15 protein-coding genes, 1 tRNA gene and 1 pseudogene are annotated in these 14,497 nt (G+C 63.6%); 9 read left to right on the forward strand and 8 right to left on the reverse strand.

The window, feature by feature from the left end; translation table 11 throughout:
* Nucleotides 1-142: 142 nt before the first annotated feature.
* The 5 genes from FJW06_RS06895 to FJW06_RS06915 all read left to right on the forward strand — a co-directional run bounded on the left by FJW06_RS06895 (nucleotide 143) and on the right by FJW06_RS06915 (nucleotide 3,655).
* Nucleotides 143-664, forward strand: coding sequence for a sigma-70 family RNA polymerase sigma factor (locus tag FJW06_RS06895; RefSeq protein WP_246674553.1), 522 nt, complete (start codon nucleotides 143-145; stop codon nucleotides 662-664).
* Nucleotides 661-1,434, forward strand: coding sequence for an anti-sigma factor (locus FJW06_RS06900; protein ID WP_140749953.1), 774 nt, complete (start codon nucleotides 661-663; stop codon nucleotides 1,432-1,434). Before FJW06_RS06895 ends, FJW06_RS06900 begins: the two co-directional genes overlap by 4 nt.
* Before the next feature lie 36 nt (nucleotides 1,435-1,470).
* On the forward strand, nucleotides 1,471-2,187 hold the full coding sequence (locus tag FJW06_RS06905) for a Bax inhibitor-1/YccA family protein (RefSeq protein ID WP_140749956.1): 717 nt from the start codon (nucleotides 1,471-1,473) through the stop codon (nucleotides 2,185-2,187).
* A 178-nt stretch (nucleotides 2,188-2,365) separates the two neighbouring features.
* Nucleotides 2,366-3,241 (forward strand): aldose 1-epimerase family protein, encoded by an 876-nt coding sequence (locus FJW06_RS06910; RefSeq protein ID WP_140749959.1) that lies wholly within the window; start codon nucleotides 2,366-2,368, stop codon nucleotides 3,239-3,241.
* 3 nt (nucleotides 3,242-3,244) lie between these two features.
* The gene (locus tag FJW06_RS06915; RefSeq protein WP_140749962.1) at nucleotides 3,245-3,655 is read left to right on the forward strand and encodes a hypothetical protein; all 411 of its coding nucleotides are present in this window, start codon (nucleotides 3,245-3,247) and stop codon (nucleotides 3,653-3,655) included.
* 18 nt (nucleotides 3,656-3,673) lie between these two features.
* On the opposite strand, the pseudogene FJW06_RS30455 reads toward FJW06_RS06915, so the two are convergent.
* Nucleotides 3,674-3,793, reverse strand: a pseudogene (locus FJW06_RS30455) (agmatinase); the annotation flags it as partial.
* Between the two features lie 184 nt (nucleotides 3,794-3,977).
* Between FJW06_RS30455 and FJW06_RS06925 the strand changes: the two are divergent.
* Nucleotides 3,978-4,358, forward strand: coding sequence for a hypothetical protein (locus FJW06_RS06925; protein WP_140749965.1), 381 nt, complete (start codon nucleotides 3,978-3,980; stop codon nucleotides 4,356-4,358).
* 496 nt (nucleotides 4,359-4,854) lie between these two features.
* On the opposite strand, the gene FJW06_RS06930 is transcribed toward FJW06_RS06925, so the two are convergent.
* The 7 genes from FJW06_RS06930 to FJW06_RS06960 form a co-directional block, all read right to left on the reverse strand.
* On the reverse strand, nucleotides 4,855-5,676 hold the full coding sequence (locus FJW06_RS06930; RefSeq protein ID WP_140749968.1) for an MBL fold metallo-hydrolase: 822 nt from the start codon (nucleotides 5,674-5,676) through the stop codon (nucleotides 4,855-4,857).
* 3 nt (nucleotides 5,677-5,679) lie between these two features.
* Entirely contained in the window at nucleotides 5,680-6,474 is a 795-nt protein-coding gene (locus FJW06_RS06935) for a TatD family hydrolase (RefSeq protein WP_140749971.1), read from the reverse strand.
* The gene (gene metG, locus FJW06_RS06940) at nucleotides 6,474-8,018 is read right to left on the reverse strand and encodes a methionine--tRNA ligase (protein WP_140749974.1); all 1,545 of its coding nucleotides are present in this window, start codon (nucleotides 8,016-8,018) and stop codon (nucleotides 6,474-6,476) included. Before metG ends, FJW06_RS06935 begins: the two co-directional genes overlap by 1 nt.
* 82 nt (nucleotides 8,019-8,100) lie before the next feature.
* A complete protein-coding gene (locus FJW06_RS06945) occupies nucleotides 8,101-9,156 on the reverse strand; it encodes a DNA polymerase III subunit delta' (protein WP_140749977.1) in 1,056 nt (351 codons plus the stop codon).
* The gene (gene tmk, locus FJW06_RS06950; RefSeq protein WP_140749980.1) at nucleotides 9,153-9,827 is read right to left on the reverse strand and encodes a dTMP kinase; all 675 of its coding nucleotides are present in this window, start codon (nucleotides 9,825-9,827) and stop codon (nucleotides 9,153-9,155) included. The genes FJW06_RS06945 and tmk overlap by 4 nt, the downstream gene beginning before the upstream one ends.
* A 72-nt stretch (nucleotides 9,828-9,899) precedes the next feature.
* Entirely contained in the window at nucleotides 9,900-11,078 is a 1,179-nt protein-coding gene (locus FJW06_RS06955) for a D-alanyl-D-alanine carboxypeptidase family protein (RefSeq protein ID WP_140749983.1), read from the reverse strand.
* Nucleotides 11,079-11,192: 114 nt separating this feature from the next.
* Nucleotides 11,193-12,455, reverse strand: a complete 1,263-nt coding sequence (locus FJW06_RS06960; protein WP_140749986.1) for a septal ring lytic transglycosylase RlpA family protein — start codon at nucleotides 12,453-12,455, stop codon at nucleotides 11,193-11,195.
* 285 nt (nucleotides 12,456-12,740) lie between these two features.
* Here FJW06_RS06960 and FJW06_RS06965 point away from each other — a divergent pair.
* The 3 genes from FJW06_RS06965 (at nucleotide 12,741) to FJW06_RS06975 (ending at nucleotide 14,359) form a co-directional block, all read left to right on the forward strand.
* A tRNA-Ser gene (locus FJW06_RS06965) sits at nucleotides 12,741-12,830 on the forward strand.
* A gap of 172 nt (nucleotides 12,831-13,002) precedes the next feature.
* Entirely contained in the window at nucleotides 13,003-13,410 is a 408-nt protein-coding gene (locus FJW06_RS06970; RefSeq protein ID WP_181178174.1) for a DUF930 domain-containing protein, read from the forward strand.
* Between the two features lie 262 nt (nucleotides 13,411-13,672).
* Nucleotides 13,673-14,359, forward strand: coding sequence for a TerC family protein (locus FJW06_RS06975; protein ID WP_140749989.1), 687 nt, complete (start codon nucleotides 13,673-13,675; stop codon nucleotides 14,357-14,359).
* The last annotated feature ends 138 nt before the right edge of the window (nucleotides 14,360-14,497 follow it).

Here is a 14,497-nt window from a genome sequence, read left to right on the forward strand (position 1 = left end):
GGGCTCCAATCGCGGCGGAGTGATACGCAAATCGATCGCGCCGCGCCAGCGGTTTCCTCGGCGCCGGCGATAAGCAAAAGAAATCGCCGGGCGGAGGGATTAAAATCCCCACATGCTCCGTAAACAGGGCATGAAACGGTCGATGGCACGCTTCGATATTGTCGGGCAATTGGGGTCGCTGCGGCGTTACGCGCGCTCGCTGACGCGCGACGGCACTGAGGCCGAGGATCTGGTCCACGACGCACTGGTGCGCGCCTATGAGCGGCGCGCGACCTTTCGGTCAAGCGGCAATCTGCGCGCCTGGCTGCTGGCGATCGTGCACAACATCTTCATCGACCGCGTGCGCTCGCGCCGCTCCGAGGCGGTGCGCATAGAACAGGCCGGCCTTGTCGCCGACCAAAGCGTGCCGGCGTCGCAGGACCATTCGGTACGCCTGTCGCAGGTCCGGGAGGCGTTTCTCTCACTGCCGGAGGAACAGCGCTCCGCGCTCCATCTCGTCGCCATCGAAGGGCTTTCCTATCAGCAGGCCGCCGAAGTCATCGGCGTGCCGCTCGGAACGCTGATGTCGCGCATTGGCCGCGCGCGCGCCGCGCTGCGCGAGATGGAGGAGGGCGCGACGCCGAAAACCAAGCCTCATCTCAGGATCGTGGGAGACGATCAATGACCACCATTCTCGACCCCGTAACCGATGCCGATCTCGACGCCTATGTCGACGACCAGCTGGATGTCGCCCGCCGCATCGAGGTCGAGGCGCACCTTGCCGCACGCCCGGAAGCGGCGGCGCGCGTGATGTCCGATTTGAGGACGCGCGACGAACTGCGGGTCGCGCTTGCCGGACCCGTCGGCATGGCGCGGCCGGCCACGACCGAAGCGGCACGGCGGCTGGAAAGGGTGCTTGCGAGGGGGCCTATCCTTGCGGTGCTGCAGCGCGCCGCGGCCGCGGCCGTGTTGGTCGCGGCGGGCTGGCTGGCCAATGGCATTTTCGGGCCGATCGGGGTCACCAAGGTGGTCGCCTCGACGCAGCCGCCGGCCTATGTCGAGGATGCGGTCCGCGCGCACCGCACGACCCTGGTGCGCGAGACGATGCCGTCGCAGCGCGAAGCGCCGGGCTACAATGCCGATGAAATCCGCGCCGCCACAGCAATCGTCATGCCTTCGCTGCCCGACGACTGGAAGATCCGCGACGTGCAGGTGTACCCCTCGCAATTCGGGCCAAGCGTCGAGATCGCGGTCGAAACAAGGGACCTCGGTCTCGTCTCGCTGTTCGCCATCAGGCCGGGCACGTTCGATGTCGTGAAGCCGACGCTCGCGCCCGCCGACGACATCTCATCGGCCTATTTCCAGATCGGCGAGGTCGCCTATGCGGTGGTCGGACGCGGCGACGCCGGCAGTCTCGACCGTGCCGCCGAGAAACTCGCCAGAACGCTCTATTGAAACCGACGCTCTACCGAGAAACCAAGGAGAAACCGAATGAACAGCCCCAATCTGGGATACCGAATGGGCACCGGCGTCCAGTCCGGAGCCGTCTATGACGAGGGCCTGCGCAAGCACATGCTGCGCGTCTACAACTATATGGGCCTCGGCCTCGTCGTCACCGGCCTCGTTGCCTTCTTCGTGGCCTCGACGCCCGCACTCTATGTGCCGATCTTCTCCAGTCCGCTGAAATGGGTGGTGATGCTGGCGCCGCTCGCCTTCGTCATGATCTTCTCCTTCAAGATGCAGACCATGTCGGCCGCGGGCGCGCAGGCGATGTTCTGGGCCTTCTGCGCTGTCATGGGCCTGTCGCTCGCCTCGGTGTTTCTGGTCTTCACCTCGACCAGCATCGCGCGCACCTTCTTCATCGCCGCCACGATGTTCGGCGCCACCAGCCTTTACGGCTACACGACCAGGCGTGACCTGGCTCAGTTCTCGTCCTTCCTGATCATGGGCCTGATCGGCGTGGTGATCGCCAGCCTCGTCAACCTGTTCCTCGGCTCGACCGCGCTGCAATTCGCCATCTCGGTGATCGGCATCGCCGTCTTCGTCGGCCTCACCGCCTGGGACACGCAGACCATCAAGGAGCAGTACGCGGAGAATTTCGATGCGGAATCACAGCAAAAGCTCGCCGTCTTCGGCGCCTTCTCGCTCTATCTGAACTTGATCAACATCTTCCAGCTGCTTTTGAATTTCACCGGTGAGCGCGAATAGCCGGACCGTAGCAGGTAATACTGCTGACCTCAGCATGGCCGGAGGGAAACCTCCGGCCATTTTTTGTCGATTGCGCACCAAGGCGCCCACGACCAAGGTGCGACCTGCCTGCCGCGCTTGAGTTCACGCGTGGCCTTTTGCTAGCCTGCCGGCCAAACCGGCCAGCCGCGAGGATGCAATGGACCAGTTGACGCTTCACGCTGACGGCATCTCGGCAACCATCGTCGGGCAGGGGGCCGAGCTGGTCTCGCTGCGCGATGGCGATGGCACGGAGCTTCTCTGGCAGGCGGGACCTGTATGGCGCCGTCATTCGCCGGTCCTGTTCCCGATCGTCGGCCGGCTCAAAGGCGATCACCTGCGGCACCGCGGCCAAACCTATCCGATGACGCAGCACGGCTTTGCCCGCGACCGGCGCTTTGACTGGGCGGAGCAGGGGCCAACCTTTTGCTCATTGGTCCTGACGGATGACGCCGAAACGCGGACGCACTACCCCTTCGCCTTTCGCCTGGCCATTGGCTACGAGCTGAAGCCACGGCAACTCGGCGTGACGTTCGAGATCACCAACACCGGCGACGAACCATTGCCGGCCTCTATCGGCGCACATCCAGCGTTTAACTGGCCGCTGCTGCCGGAATTGCCCAAGGAAGCCTACCGGCTGACTTTCGCCGACAACGAACCGGCGCCGGTACGCCGCCTGAAAGACGGCTTGCTGCTGCCGGCCACGCAACCGACGCCCATCGAGGGAAAGACGCTGCCACTTTCCGAAAAACTGTTCGACGAAGACGCCGTCATCCTTGATCGGCCGGCTGGCGCCAGCGTGCGCTACGCTGCGGCGCGCGGACCGGCGATCGAGATGTCGTGGCAAGGGTTCAACGAGCTGGGCATCTGGTCCAAGCCCGGCGGCGCGCCGTTCCTGTGCATCGAGCCATGGCACGGTATCGCCAGTCCCGCCGATTTCGACGGCGAGTTCGCCGACAAGCCTGGTGTCATGCTGATCGAGCCCGGCGGCCGCCGCGAGCTGAGCTACCGGATCGGCCTCAGCAGGGAGCCGTAAAGCATGGCATATGCCGTCAAGGCCGAAATTGGGGACACGCAGGCGGAAACCTTTGTCTTCGCCGCCCAGAAGACCATGTATGGCGGCAAGCGCATTGCCGAAGGCGACGTCGTCTTCGTGTTCGCCAGCGAGAACGAAGGCGGGCAGGGGCTTGTCGCGCGCGGCGTCGTGACATCCAGCAAGCCGATCGCGAGGCGCCCCGATCTCGAACGGCAAACGCCGCGCGTCAGCGTTTCCATCCGCCGCACCGCCTTGGCGACGAAGCGGTTAGGCCGCGATGAGCTCAAGCGCTTCAAGAATTGGCAGGACAGCCGGCCGGAGACCGAGCTAAATTTCAAATTCTACCGCCAGGCGACCAACAAGATCGTCGGCATCTCGGACGCGACAGCGGCGTTTCTAAGCAGCTTTTTCTAGACCCACCCGCTCGGCATCTCAGCCGGTCTGCCGGACAACGGCGCCGATCACATTGACGAGAAGCCGGGCGGCGATGAGTGCGGACAGGCCGTCAATGTCTGTGGGAGGATAAAGTTCGACGAGGTCGAACCCCGCTATCCCGCGCCGAAGATTACGGCTCGCGGCACGCGCCCATCGGCGAGGCGATCGGGAAGGCCGAGAAAGGAAGCCGAGACAGTCATTTTCTGGGTGCTTTCATTGTTGCGCCGCGGCGATGGCGGCTGACGGCAGGGTGGTTGCTTCGGCCTGGAGTTTTGCGACAATTTCGCGTCTCAGGCAACAAATGGCGATAGTATTCGAGGCCGCATTCGAGGCCGCATCGCTTTCCGGAGGTATGATGCCAAAGCTCTCATGGCAAGCAGGGCTTGTTTTCGGCCTGTGCGCGACGCCTGTCGCGCTGCTGCTGGCACTCTTCTCCGCTGGAGCCGGGCATGGTCACTGGGTGTTGGCGCGCGCGCTCTATCCGATACCCATGCTGGCGACGCTGTTGACCGACAAAACCGTCACCAGCCTGTCCGTGGGGCTGGCTGTGGCACAGTTTCCTGCCTATGGAGCGTTCGCTGCTCCAGGCGGCAGCAGCCGATGGCTGGCGCTCGTCCTCGTCCATCTCGCTGCGGTCGCAGCCTCCTTCAGCGGAGTTCTCGGCTATTTCGAGGGAGCGTAGTGGCAGCGCTCCGATGCTGACAGCGATGACAGCGCCTCTGCCAGTTCGAAGAACGTGTCATGCCGACCCCATAACATCAGGGCACGAGGCTGCCGACGCTGGAGACAGTCGGCAATTTCGTCGAAGCGAGCGGCGTATTTGCCATAGTCGGCGATGAGCGCGCGCTGCGTCTCCATATTTCCGGGCCGCTGCATCGCGCGCCAGTCTTCCTCCCAGCTTTCCCTCGGAATCTGTGCGACGACATCGTCAGGAACAACAGCTCCTATGACTTTCGAGCAGGGCTGTGTGACATCGCGCTACAGGCATCTACGTTGCCATATCAAAAAGTCGCATAAGATATATTATGGAACTATCGTATTAAGCGTAGACCTGGAATTTGCCGGGCTTCCGCCACTGACGGCAAACTCGATGACTGCTCGCTTCAGCGCTTCGCGGAATTCGGGCTACCAGCCAAACCCATGAATGGCGAGCTGCGACAGCAACCGAGCAGTTGCCGCTATCGCTCTGACTCGTAAGGAACTTCGATCACCATGCCGTCATAAGCCGGCGCCACGTGATCCGGGGTCTCGGCCATCACGGCGGCATAATCCAGCGGCACGTGCATATGCGTCAGCACGGCGTTCTTGGGCGCCAGCCTTTCGATCCACTCCAGCGCTTGGCCGAGCGACAGGTGGCTGGGATGGGTCTTGTACTGCAACGCGTCGATCACCAGCATATCGAGGCCGCCCAAACGCTCGACGGTGGCGTCCGGGAAGCCGCTGATATCGGGGCAATAGGCAAGCCCGCCGATGCGAAAGCCGAGCGAGATGATGTCGCCATGGAACTGCGGCAACGGCTCGAGGGTGAGGGCGCCCCCCTCGCCTTCGATCTCCACCGGCCTCGCGTGATCGATGACGTGAGCCTCGACGATCGGCGGATAAGAGCTGCCGGGAGGCGTCTCGAAGCAATAGCCGAACGCCTGGCGCAGCCGCAGCATGGTCGGCTCATCGGCATGGATGTCGATACGGCGGCGTTGCTCGAGCACATAGCCGCGCAGATCGTCGATGCCATGAATGTGGTCGGCATGCGGATGCGTGTAGACGACCGCGTCGAGGCGCTTGACGGAGGCCAGCAGCATCTGCTCGCGGAAATCCGGCCCGGTGTCGATGACGACCGTGGTGCGCGCGCCATTGGCGGCAATCCGCTCGACCAGGGCTGCCGTGCGCATGCGCCGGTTCTTCGGATTCTTGGGGTCGCAATTACCCCAGTCGCCGGTGATACGCGGCGTGCCGGGCGACGAGCCGCAGCCAAGAACAGTGAAACGCAGCCGGTCGCCCATGCCTCAGCCCGCCGCCATGTCCGGACGCGGCATCTTGGTGAACAGCCGAAAGAAATTCCCGGTGGTGATATCGGCGATTTCAGCCTCGCTGACGCCGATGGTCTCGGCAAGAACCTTCGCCGTGTTCGCCACATAGGCCGGTTCGTTGCGTTTGCCGCGATACGGGATCGGCGCCAGGTAAGGCGCGTCGGTCTCGACCAACAGCCGGTCGCGCGGGACGTCGGCGGCGATGGCGCGCAACTCGGCGGAATTCTTGAATGTCAGGATGCCGGAGAAAGAGACGTAGCCGCCGAGCGCCACACCGACTTCGGCCAGCCTGCGCCCGGACGAAAAACAGTGCAAAATGAAGGGGAAGGCGCCCTTCCCTGTTTCGTCCTCGAGGATCGACGCCATGTCCTCATCGGCGTTGCGCGCATGAATGACCAGCGGCAGACCGGTCCGGCGCGCGGCCGCGATATGGGTGCGAAAACCTTGCGCCTGCGCGTCGCGCGGCGCGTGGTCGTAGAAATAGTCGAGGCCGGCTTCGCCGATCGCCACCACCTTGGGATGGCCGGAAAGCCGCACCAGTTCGTCGGCGGTCACGTCGAGCTCTTCCGCCGCCTGATGCGGATGGGTGCCGACCGAGCAGTAGACCTCGTCGAAAGTCTCAGCGATTTCAAGGATCTGTTGAAATCGCCTCACGCGCGTCGAGATCGTGACCATACGGCCGATTCCGGCCGCGATGGCGCGGGCGACGATAGCCGCCCGCTCCTCGGAAAAGTCCGGAAAGTCGAGATGGCAATGGCTGTCGACCAGCATCAGGCGCCCTGCTCGACATAACGCGGGAACACGCCCTCCGGCGCCGGCAAGGCGGTGCCCGGCACCAGCGCATGGTCGGCATGGACGTGCTCGAAAGCACGCTTGTCCGTGGACACCGCCAGCAGGTCGAGCAGCTTGGCCGCCGATCCAGGGACGAAGGGCTGGCAAAGCACCGTCACCCGGCGGACCAACTCGGCCGTTGTCCAGAGCACCGTTTCCATGCGCTCCGGATCGGTCTTGCGCAGTGCCCACGGCTCCTGGGACGCGAAATAGCGGTCCGCTTCCGCCACCACGCCGAAGATGGCCGCCAGCGCCTGATGGATCGCCTGCTCCGCCATAGCCCGGCGCGAAACGGCTAGCGCTTCAATCGCCTGGTCGAGGATAGCCGTATCGGCCTCCGCCAGCTCGCCGCGCTTCGGCACCGCGCCGCCGCAGTTCTTGGCGATCATCGACAGCGATCGCTGCGCCAGATTGCCGAGCCCGTTGGCGAGATCGGCATTGGTGCGGTTTACGATCGCCTCATGGCTGTAGTTGCCGTCCTGGCCGAACGGCACCTCGCGCAGGAAGAAATAGCGCACCTGGTCGACGCCGTAATGCTCCACCATCGTGAACGGGTCGATGACGTTGCCGACTGACTTCGACATCTTCTCGCCGCGGTTGAACAGAAAGCCGTGTGCGAAGACGCGCTTCGGCAGCGGGATTCCCGCCGACATCAGGAACGCCGGCCAATAGACCGTATGGAAGCGGACGATGTCCTTGCCGATGATGTGAGCATCGGCTGGCCAGAACCGCCATTTCTCATCGTTTTCATTAGGATAGCCGACGCCGGTGATGTAATTGGTCAAGGCGTCGATCCACACATACATCACATGCTTCTCGTCGCCCGGCACCGGCACGCCCCAGTCGAACGTGGTGCGCGAGATCGACAGGTCCTTCAGCCCCGATTTGACGAAGCTCATCACCTCGTTGCGACGCTCGGCCGGACCGATGAAATCGGGCTGGCTCTCGTAGAGCGCGAGGAGCTTGTCCTGATAGGTGGAAAGCCGGAAGAAATAGCTTTCCTCCTCGACCCATTCGACAGGCGTTCCCTGCGGCCCGTAGCGCACATTGTCGGCACGGACCTCGGTCTCCTCCTCGCCGTAATAGGCCTCGTCGCGCACCGAATACCAGCCGGCATAGCCGCCCTTGTAGATGTCGCCATTGGCGGCCATCGCCTTCCAGATCGCCTGGGAGGAGGCGTAATGCCGCTCCTCGGTGGTGCGAATGAAATCGTTGTTGGACGCGTTGAGCGCGATGGCCATGCGCCGGAACTCGGCCGCGTTGCGGTCGGCAAGCTCGCGCGCCGTGATGCCCTCCTTGCGCGCCGTCTGGAGCATCTTGATGCCGTGCTCATCGGTGCCGGTCAGGAAGAACACGTCCTTGCCGTCGAGCCGCTGGAAGCGGGCGAGCGCGTCGGTGGCGATCAACTCATAGGCGTGGCCTATATGCGGCTTGCCGTTCGGGTAGGAAATCGCGGTGGTGATGTAGAATGTGTCGCGTGACATGAATGAACCATCATGAATGTCTGAATGTGAGTTGTGGCGGTGGATATCGCATCGGGACGGCGATTGCCATCCCGAGGGGCCGTCACATTCGCATCGCAGAATTCAGGCGGTCGATCATGGTCAGGGCGTGCTGCTTCTTGTCGAGATTGTAAGTCTCAGCCTCAGATATCGTGTTCAGTGCGTCCTGCCAAGCCTCGGACAGCGTTTTGGCCCTGGCGAGATCGCCGGCCAACGCCGCTTCGCTGGCTGCGGCCGAAAGCAGGTCGAGCGCGCGGTGGTTGAAGATGTCGAACTGGATCGCCTGGTCGCGTCCCGCCACAGCCTCGGCAAGGCGGTGCGCCCCGGCGATGTCCGGCTTGCCGGCTGCCACCAGCGTGTCGAGCGCGCCGGCGATCTCCAGCCCGCCATATTGGGTGAGCAGGATCGCGTTGCGGGCGCTGCCCCCTGCCCGCTCGGCGAGCGCCGCGCGCGCGGCCGGATCGTCCGGCGGTGGCGGCTCGACATTCTCGAGCACCGTCATCAGCTCGTCGGCGGCCAAAGGCGCCAGGCGCACCACTTGGCAGCGCGACCGGATCGTCGGCAACAGGCTGCCTGGCGCATGCACGACGAGAATGAACAAAGTGCGCGCCGGCGGCTCTTCGAGATTCTTGAGCAAGGCGTTGGCCGCGCTGGTGTTCATGTCGTCGGCCGGATCGACGATGACGACGCGGTAGCTGCCGTCATGCGAGGTCATCGACAGGAAGCGGCTGACCTTGCGGATTTCGTCGACGGTCAGCACCGTCTTGAAGCTCTTGGTCTTGTCGTTGGCCGGGCGGGTGAGATGCAGCACCCCCGGATGCGCCCCGGTGGCAATCTGGCGAAACAGCGAGGAAGCCGGGTCGGGAACGGCGAGCGTTTCGGGCGCCCTCTTGAAATCCGGATTTTTCAGAAGATGGTGCGCGATGTGGAACGCGAGCGTCGCCTTGCCGATGCCCTGCGGCCCGGCGAAAATCAGCGCATGCGGCAGCTTGCCGGCGCGGTAGGCGCTGGCAAGCATTCCTGCCGCGGACGCGTGGCCGATCAGCCGCGGCGTTTCGGCGGGTTCGGGCACGCCGTCCAGCGTGTCGTGCTGTTGGGGGGCGATGCGCTCGAAGATCATGCCGACGCCGTCTCGATCCTTTGCGTCGGCATCCGCTCTTCCAGCGCAGTGAAGACGGCGGCGGTGACGACATTCTCCACTGTATCGGGATCGGCGGAGGCGTCGATGACGACGCATCGCTCCGGTTCGGCCGCGGCGATGGCCAGGAACGCCTCGCGCCGTCGCCGGTGGATGGCCAGGGTCTCCTTCTCGAAGCGATCGGCGGCGTCACCGGCGCCGCGCCGTGCGGCGGCCCGCTGCAGGCCTTCAGCGGGATCGATGTCGAAGATCAGCGTCATGTCGGGCATCATGCCGTTGATGGCCACCGCCTCCAGCGCCTTCATGAAATCGGCATCGAGCCCGCCGGTGACGCCCTGGTAGACGCGCGAGGAATCGATGAAACGGTCGCACAGCACGATCGAACCGCGATCAACCGCCGGCCGGATGACCTGCTCGACATGGTCGGAGCGCGCGGCGGCGAACAGGATCGCCTCCATCTTCGGGCCGAACGGTTCGGCCGCCCCGGACAGAAGCACATGTCTTACGGCCTCGGCGCCCGGCGATCCGCCCGGTTCGCGGCTGACCAGCACCTCGTACTTCTTGGCGCGCATGCGCCGTGCCAGCCGCTCGATCTGTGTCGACTTGCCTGCTCCTTCGCCGCCCTCGAAGGTGATGAAAAATCCGCTCGCCAATCGAGACTGCCTTTGCTCGCGCTGGCCGCTGTCATAGCTCCCGTCCGGCAAAAGGTCCACGAACTTGCCCGATCACAAATGTTTCTGGCGCAGCCAGCCGACAGCGAGTTCCTTGGCCGAGTCGAGCGCACGCTGCGGCAGCGTGCCTACTTTCACCGACTCGGCGGCGTAGAGCGGCGTCTGCTGGCTCAGCGTATCGCCTATCCAAACGCGCAATTCTCCGACCGGTTGCCCTTCCTCGACAGGCGCCGACACCGGACCCCGGTAGACGATCCTCGCGGTCAGCTTGTCGCGGTTGGCTATCGGCAGAAAGATGTCCACTGGGCCTTTGGCTTTCAAGGCCAGGTCGGATTTGGCGCCGCCGAAAACCTGCGCCTCCCCGACCACCTCGTCCTTGGCGAAGATCTCGGTCTTCTGGAATGACCGCGAGCCCCACTCGAGCAGCTTGCGCGCCTCTTCGGAGCGTTCGCGGTCGTTCGCCAGTCCGCTGAGGGCGGCGATCACGCGTATGCCGTTGTGGCTGACGGTGCCGACCAGGCCGAATCCCGCCTGCTCGCTGGCGCCTGCCACGAAGCCGTCTGCCTCGATGCCCATGGCGATCAGCGGGTTGCGGTTCTTCTGCGATATCTTGTTCCAGGTGAAGTCCGGCTGGCCGTAATAGTGGAAGAATTCCGGATAGTCGCGCCACAGATGCAGCGCCAGCATCGTCAGTTCCCGCACCGTCGTCTGCTGCCCGTCCGCCGGCAGGCCGGTGGAATTGACGAAGGTCGATTTCGAGAGGCCGAGTTGACGGGCACGATCGGTCATCTGCGCGGCGAAATTCGCTTCCGAGCCAGCCATGCCCTCGGCCAGCACGATGCAGCCGTCATTGGCCGCCTGCACGGTGACGCCCTGGATCAGATCCTCGACGCGGACCTCGGATTTGAGCTTGGCGAACATGGTCGAGGTTCCGGACGGCGCGCCGCCCGTACGCCAGGCGTTTTCGCTGACGAGGAACGTGTCGTCGAGGGTGATCCGCTTCGCCTTGAGGGCGTTGAAGACCACCTCCATCGTCATCAGCTTGGCCATCGAGGCCGGCGGGATCGGCTTGTCGGGGTCCTTGGCGAAGAGCACCGTGCCGGTGTCGGCATCGATCATGAACGCCTGCGCCGCCTTGGTCTCGAAAAGCTGCGCGTTCGCCGGAGCGGCGCAAAGCAGCACCAGCACCAATCCCAGAAGGCTGGCGAAAGGCGGAAGAATGCGCAGTTGCATGAAATGGCGACCCAATCTGAACAAACCGGAGAGTCGCCCGGATTTGTGCAAAGACTACCCATAGCCAAGCTAGCAGGGTTTTTTCGGCCGGATCAACGTGCAGTGCGAATTTGCTCAGTTACGCACAGCCAGCGCGTCCGGCGCGCCATGCGACCAAGCTGCCTGAAGCAGGTCGTCGATGCTGCCATGGCCGTCCGGATAGACGTTGACCGCATACCAGTCATTGCCGTCGAGCTCGGTGCGCTGGATTTCGGTGCGGCCGAACGGCTTTAGCGCGGCGGCGACGCGCTTTGCCTTCGCGGCTTCGTCGAAGGAACCGGCGGCGACATAGTCGGACGCGGGCGCCTGTTCCTGGTGGCCCGATTTCTTCCACGACCGAAGGATATCGGCCGGCGACATGCCGCCGTCATCGAGCGCGGCAAAGACATCGGCGCGCTTTATCCGTTCATCCGCGTAGGACAGCGAAGCCATGGCGAAAGGCGAGTTCGCGGGAAGACCGAAATCCGGCCGTTCCGGCACGATCGGTCCGAAATCGGGCAGCGCGACATCGCTGGTACCCTGCACCGGGAAGGCTGCCGGCTGAACGGTGGCTTCATCCGACAGACCCGGCTGCGCGGCAGAGGCCTGGTCCGAATTGGTCAACTGGCCGGGGAAAGGCACGGCGGCCGGCGGCGCGCCTACCGACAGGCTCGGCGACGGGCCGTTCATGGCCACCATCACGCCGGTCGGCAGGCCGTCCGACGGATCCGGCCGGTTCTTGCCGGGATGGTAGGAGGCTACCAGATACTGGTCGTCGTCGCCATCGAGCGGCGCGCGGCCGACATATTCGACTTTGACCCTGGCGGTGCCGACCTTGTCGTAGTCGAGCATCTGCGCCGCGCGTTCGGAGACGTCGATGATGCGGCCTTCGTGATAGGGGCCGCGATCGTTGACGCGCACGATCACCGAACTGCCGGTCTCCAGATTGGTGACGCGGGCATAGCTCGGCAGCGGCATCGTCGGATGCGCCGCCGTCAGATGCGTCATGTCATAGACTTCGCCATTGGCGGTCAGACGGCCATGAAACGCATCGCCATACCATGAGGCCAGTCCTACCTTGGCGTAGTTCTTCTCTTCCTTGGGAAAGTACCACTTGCCGCGCACCTGGTAGGGCTTGCCAAGCTGGTCGCGGCCGCCGCCGCGCCGCATGAGCTGGACGCGCGGGCTCGCCTTCACGCCATATTCGGATTCGGCGAAATATTCCTTGGAGCGGGCCTTCTTGTAGACCATCCCCTTCGGCTCAGGTTGTGAGGCGCAGGCAGCCAAAAGCAGGCCCGAAAGGGCGCACAGGGCGAAAGCAGAAGCGCGACGAAGACGCGGGCGCGCCGGAGTCTGCATGTTTTCGATGTCCCCTACCGTGCTGCATCTGACGGAGCCAAAGTCGCCCCGTTGGGTCAACACCTTGATCCCCAATCCCTTTTGCACAGGAATTGCTTATCACGATGTTAATCGACTATGGCCGCAACAGGGCGAGATTATGGCGAGGCATACGGCCGGGCTATGATCGGACGGCGACATGGCGATTGACAGATCTTTGCACCGCGCACTAGAGCATGAGCGCTTGCGTTCGTGCCGACATGGCTTTGCGATCGGCAGGACGAAGCGCCTCGTGAAGATCACGATGGAGGGATGGCCGAGCGGTTTAAGGCACCGGTCTTGAAAACCGGCGTGGGCGCAAGTTCACCGTGGGTTCGAATCCCACTCCCTCCGCCAAACCGCATTCGCTCTTCGAGCTTCGCAGGACCGGCGCGATCCTTCGGGTGAAGCGGGATTCCCTTCAGGCTTCAGCGCGAGAAGGCGACATTGCCGCCACAGTTCTTCACGGCCCTCCAGCATGAGGTCAACGGTTGGTGAAGCAGCGTTCATTTGATTTCTCAGACAAAATATGCTGCTTCTCGCGCCCATGAAAAAGCTCTGCCTGATGGTTCTGGCGTCGCTGACGCTGGTCTGGCCGGCCAAGGCGATGGACAATGCGTTGCGCGCCGGCCTGATGAAACTCGATCCGCAGACTCGTCTCGAGCAGCGCTGTGACGCCGAAGTGCTCGACCGGATCAGTCACGACGATCGCAACTACAAGGCCGACCGCGTCGTCGCCTACGCCTTCGCCACGCCGCAGATGAGCGCCGATGCCATCAAGAGCTCGGGCGCCGCCTTCCGCAGCAAGGGCCAGTGGTACCGGCTGAAGTTCAAATGCCTGACCGCGCCGGACCACATGCAGGTGCTGCAGTTCCGCTACAAGATCGGCGACGAAATCCCGGAAGCCGACTGGGCCAAATATAACCTCTACGACTAAAGCGCGTCGCGATCTTTCAGATTCGCTCCATGCGTTTATTTTTTGATTTACGCATGTCTTCGTCCCGAAACCGGTTCCCACTTTCGCGAGACATGCTTTGGTTTCGACCTTGCCCTTGCCGGCAACCACGAAATCCTTGAGGGCTTGCGCCGGTGGCGTGTTTTCCGGCGATGCCCGACCCTGCGTCTTGACGCCGATGGACCATGCCTTTAGGCCCGTCTGGGCAAAGGCTAGGCTCATTTCAGGCAAGGATTTCTAGTCGATGGAAATATTCACTGCCGCAGGCCTTTCAGCTCTCCTCCAGGTCGTCGCAATCGATCTCGCGCTTGCCGGCGACAACGCGATTGTGATCGGCCTCGCCGCGGCCGGCCTTCCCGCCGATCAGCGCAAGCGCGCCATCCTTGTCGGCATCGCGGCAGCCACTGTCCTGCGCATAATCTTTGCCCTGATCACGCAATGGCTACTGAGCATCGGCCCCATGCTGCTCATCGCCGGCGGGCTTCTGCTTCTGTGGGTGTGCTGGAAAATGTGGCGCGAGCTGCGCGTCAGCCATGAGGATGAGCGCGACGCGACCGAGGCGCTGTCCAACGGCGACTACAACAAGGACAGCAGGATCGCCGGCGCGGCGCCGCGCAAAACCTTCTCGCAGGCTGCCTGGCAGATCGTCATCGCCGACGTCTCGATGTCGCTCGACAACGTGCTCGCGGTCGCCGGCGCGGCCATGAAGCATCCGACCGTGCTGATCATCGGGCTGGCCCTTTCGATCGCCTTGATGGGTTTTGCCGCTTCCTTTGTCGCACGCCTCCTGCACCGGTATCGCTGGATCGCCTATATCGGCCTGCTGATCATCTTGTACGTGGCGATCAACATGCTGCTCGGAGGCGCCGTGCAGCAGTTTCCCGACCATTTTGCCTTCCTGGCACCATGGTTCGGGCCAGACGGCCACTGAGGCTGGTTAAGGGATAGGTTGCCGAGCCACTCTTGTCCTGGCCGGCTGCCAGGTTTGCATCCGGGCCGAAGCGTGCTATTGCGCCGCGCGAAAATGGCTCAAAGCCCGCCGTAGATCGATCTTCAGAGCCAAAGGCTC

Origin of the sequence: Mesorhizobium sp. B4-1-3, from assembly GCF_006439355.1 — a bacterium.
Classification (GTDB): Bacteria; Pseudomonadota; Alphaproteobacteria; order Rhizobiales; family Rhizobiaceae; genus Mesorhizobium.

What these genes read in the sequence shown, in the direction of transcription:
- FJW06_RS06895 (WP_246674553.1), top strand. Translation starts at nt 143, where the DNA reads ATGGCACGCTTCGATATTGTCGGGCAATTGGGGTCGCTGCGGCGTTAC.
- FJW06_RS06905 (WP_140749956.1), top strand. Translation starts at nt 1,471, where the DNA reads ATGAACAGCCCCAATCTGGGATACCGAATGGGCACCGGCGTCCAGTCC.
- FJW06_RS06915 (WP_140749962.1), top strand. Translation starts at nt 3,245, where the DNA reads ATGGCATATGCCGTCAAGGCCGAAATTGGGGACACGCAGGCGGAAACC.
- FJW06_RS06900 (WP_140749953.1), top strand. Translation starts at nt 661, where the DNA reads ATGACCACCATTCTCGACCCCGTAACCGATGCCGATCTCGACGCCTAT.
- FJW06_RS06945 (WP_140749977.1), bottom strand. Translation starts at nt 9,156, where the DNA reads ATGATCTTCGAGCGCATCGCCCCCCAACAGCACGACACGCTGGACGGC.
- FJW06_RS06925 (WP_140749965.1), top strand. Translation starts at nt 3,978, where the DNA reads ATGGCGATAGTATTCGAGGCCGCATTCGAGGCCGCATCGCTTTCCGGA.
- FJW06_RS06975 (WP_140749989.1), top strand. Translation starts at nt 13,673, where the DNA reads ATGGAAATATTCACTGCCGCAGGCCTTTCAGCTCTCCTCCAGGTCGTC.
- FJW06_RS06930 (WP_140749968.1), bottom strand. Translation starts at nt 5,676, where the DNA reads ATGGGCGACCGGCTGCGTTTCACTGTTCTTGGCTGCGGCTCGTCGCCC.
- FJW06_RS06910 (WP_140749959.1), top strand. Translation starts at nt 2,366, where the DNA reads ATGGACCAGTTGACGCTTCACGCTGACGGCATCTCGGCAACCATCGTC.
- FJW06_RS06955 (WP_140749983.1), bottom strand. Translation starts at nt 11,078, where the DNA reads ATGCAACTGCGCATTCTTCCGCCTTTCGCCAGCCTTCTGGGATTGGTG.
- FJW06_RS06970 (WP_181178174.1), top strand. Translation starts at nt 13,003, where the DNA reads ATGCTGCTTCTCGCGCCCATGAAAAAGCTCTGCCTGATGGTTCTGGCG.
- metG (WP_140749974.1), bottom strand. Translation starts at nt 8,018, where the DNA reads ATGTCACGCGACACATTCTACATCACCACCGCGATTTCCTACCCGAAC.
- FJW06_RS06960 (WP_140749986.1), bottom strand. Translation starts at nt 12,455, where the DNA reads ATGCAGACTCCGGCGCGCCCGCGTCTTCGTCGCGCTTCTGCTTTCGCC.
- FJW06_RS06935 (WP_140749971.1), bottom strand. Translation starts at nt 6,474, where the DNA reads ATGCTGGTCGACAGCCATTGCCATCTCGACTTTCCGGACTTTTCCGAG.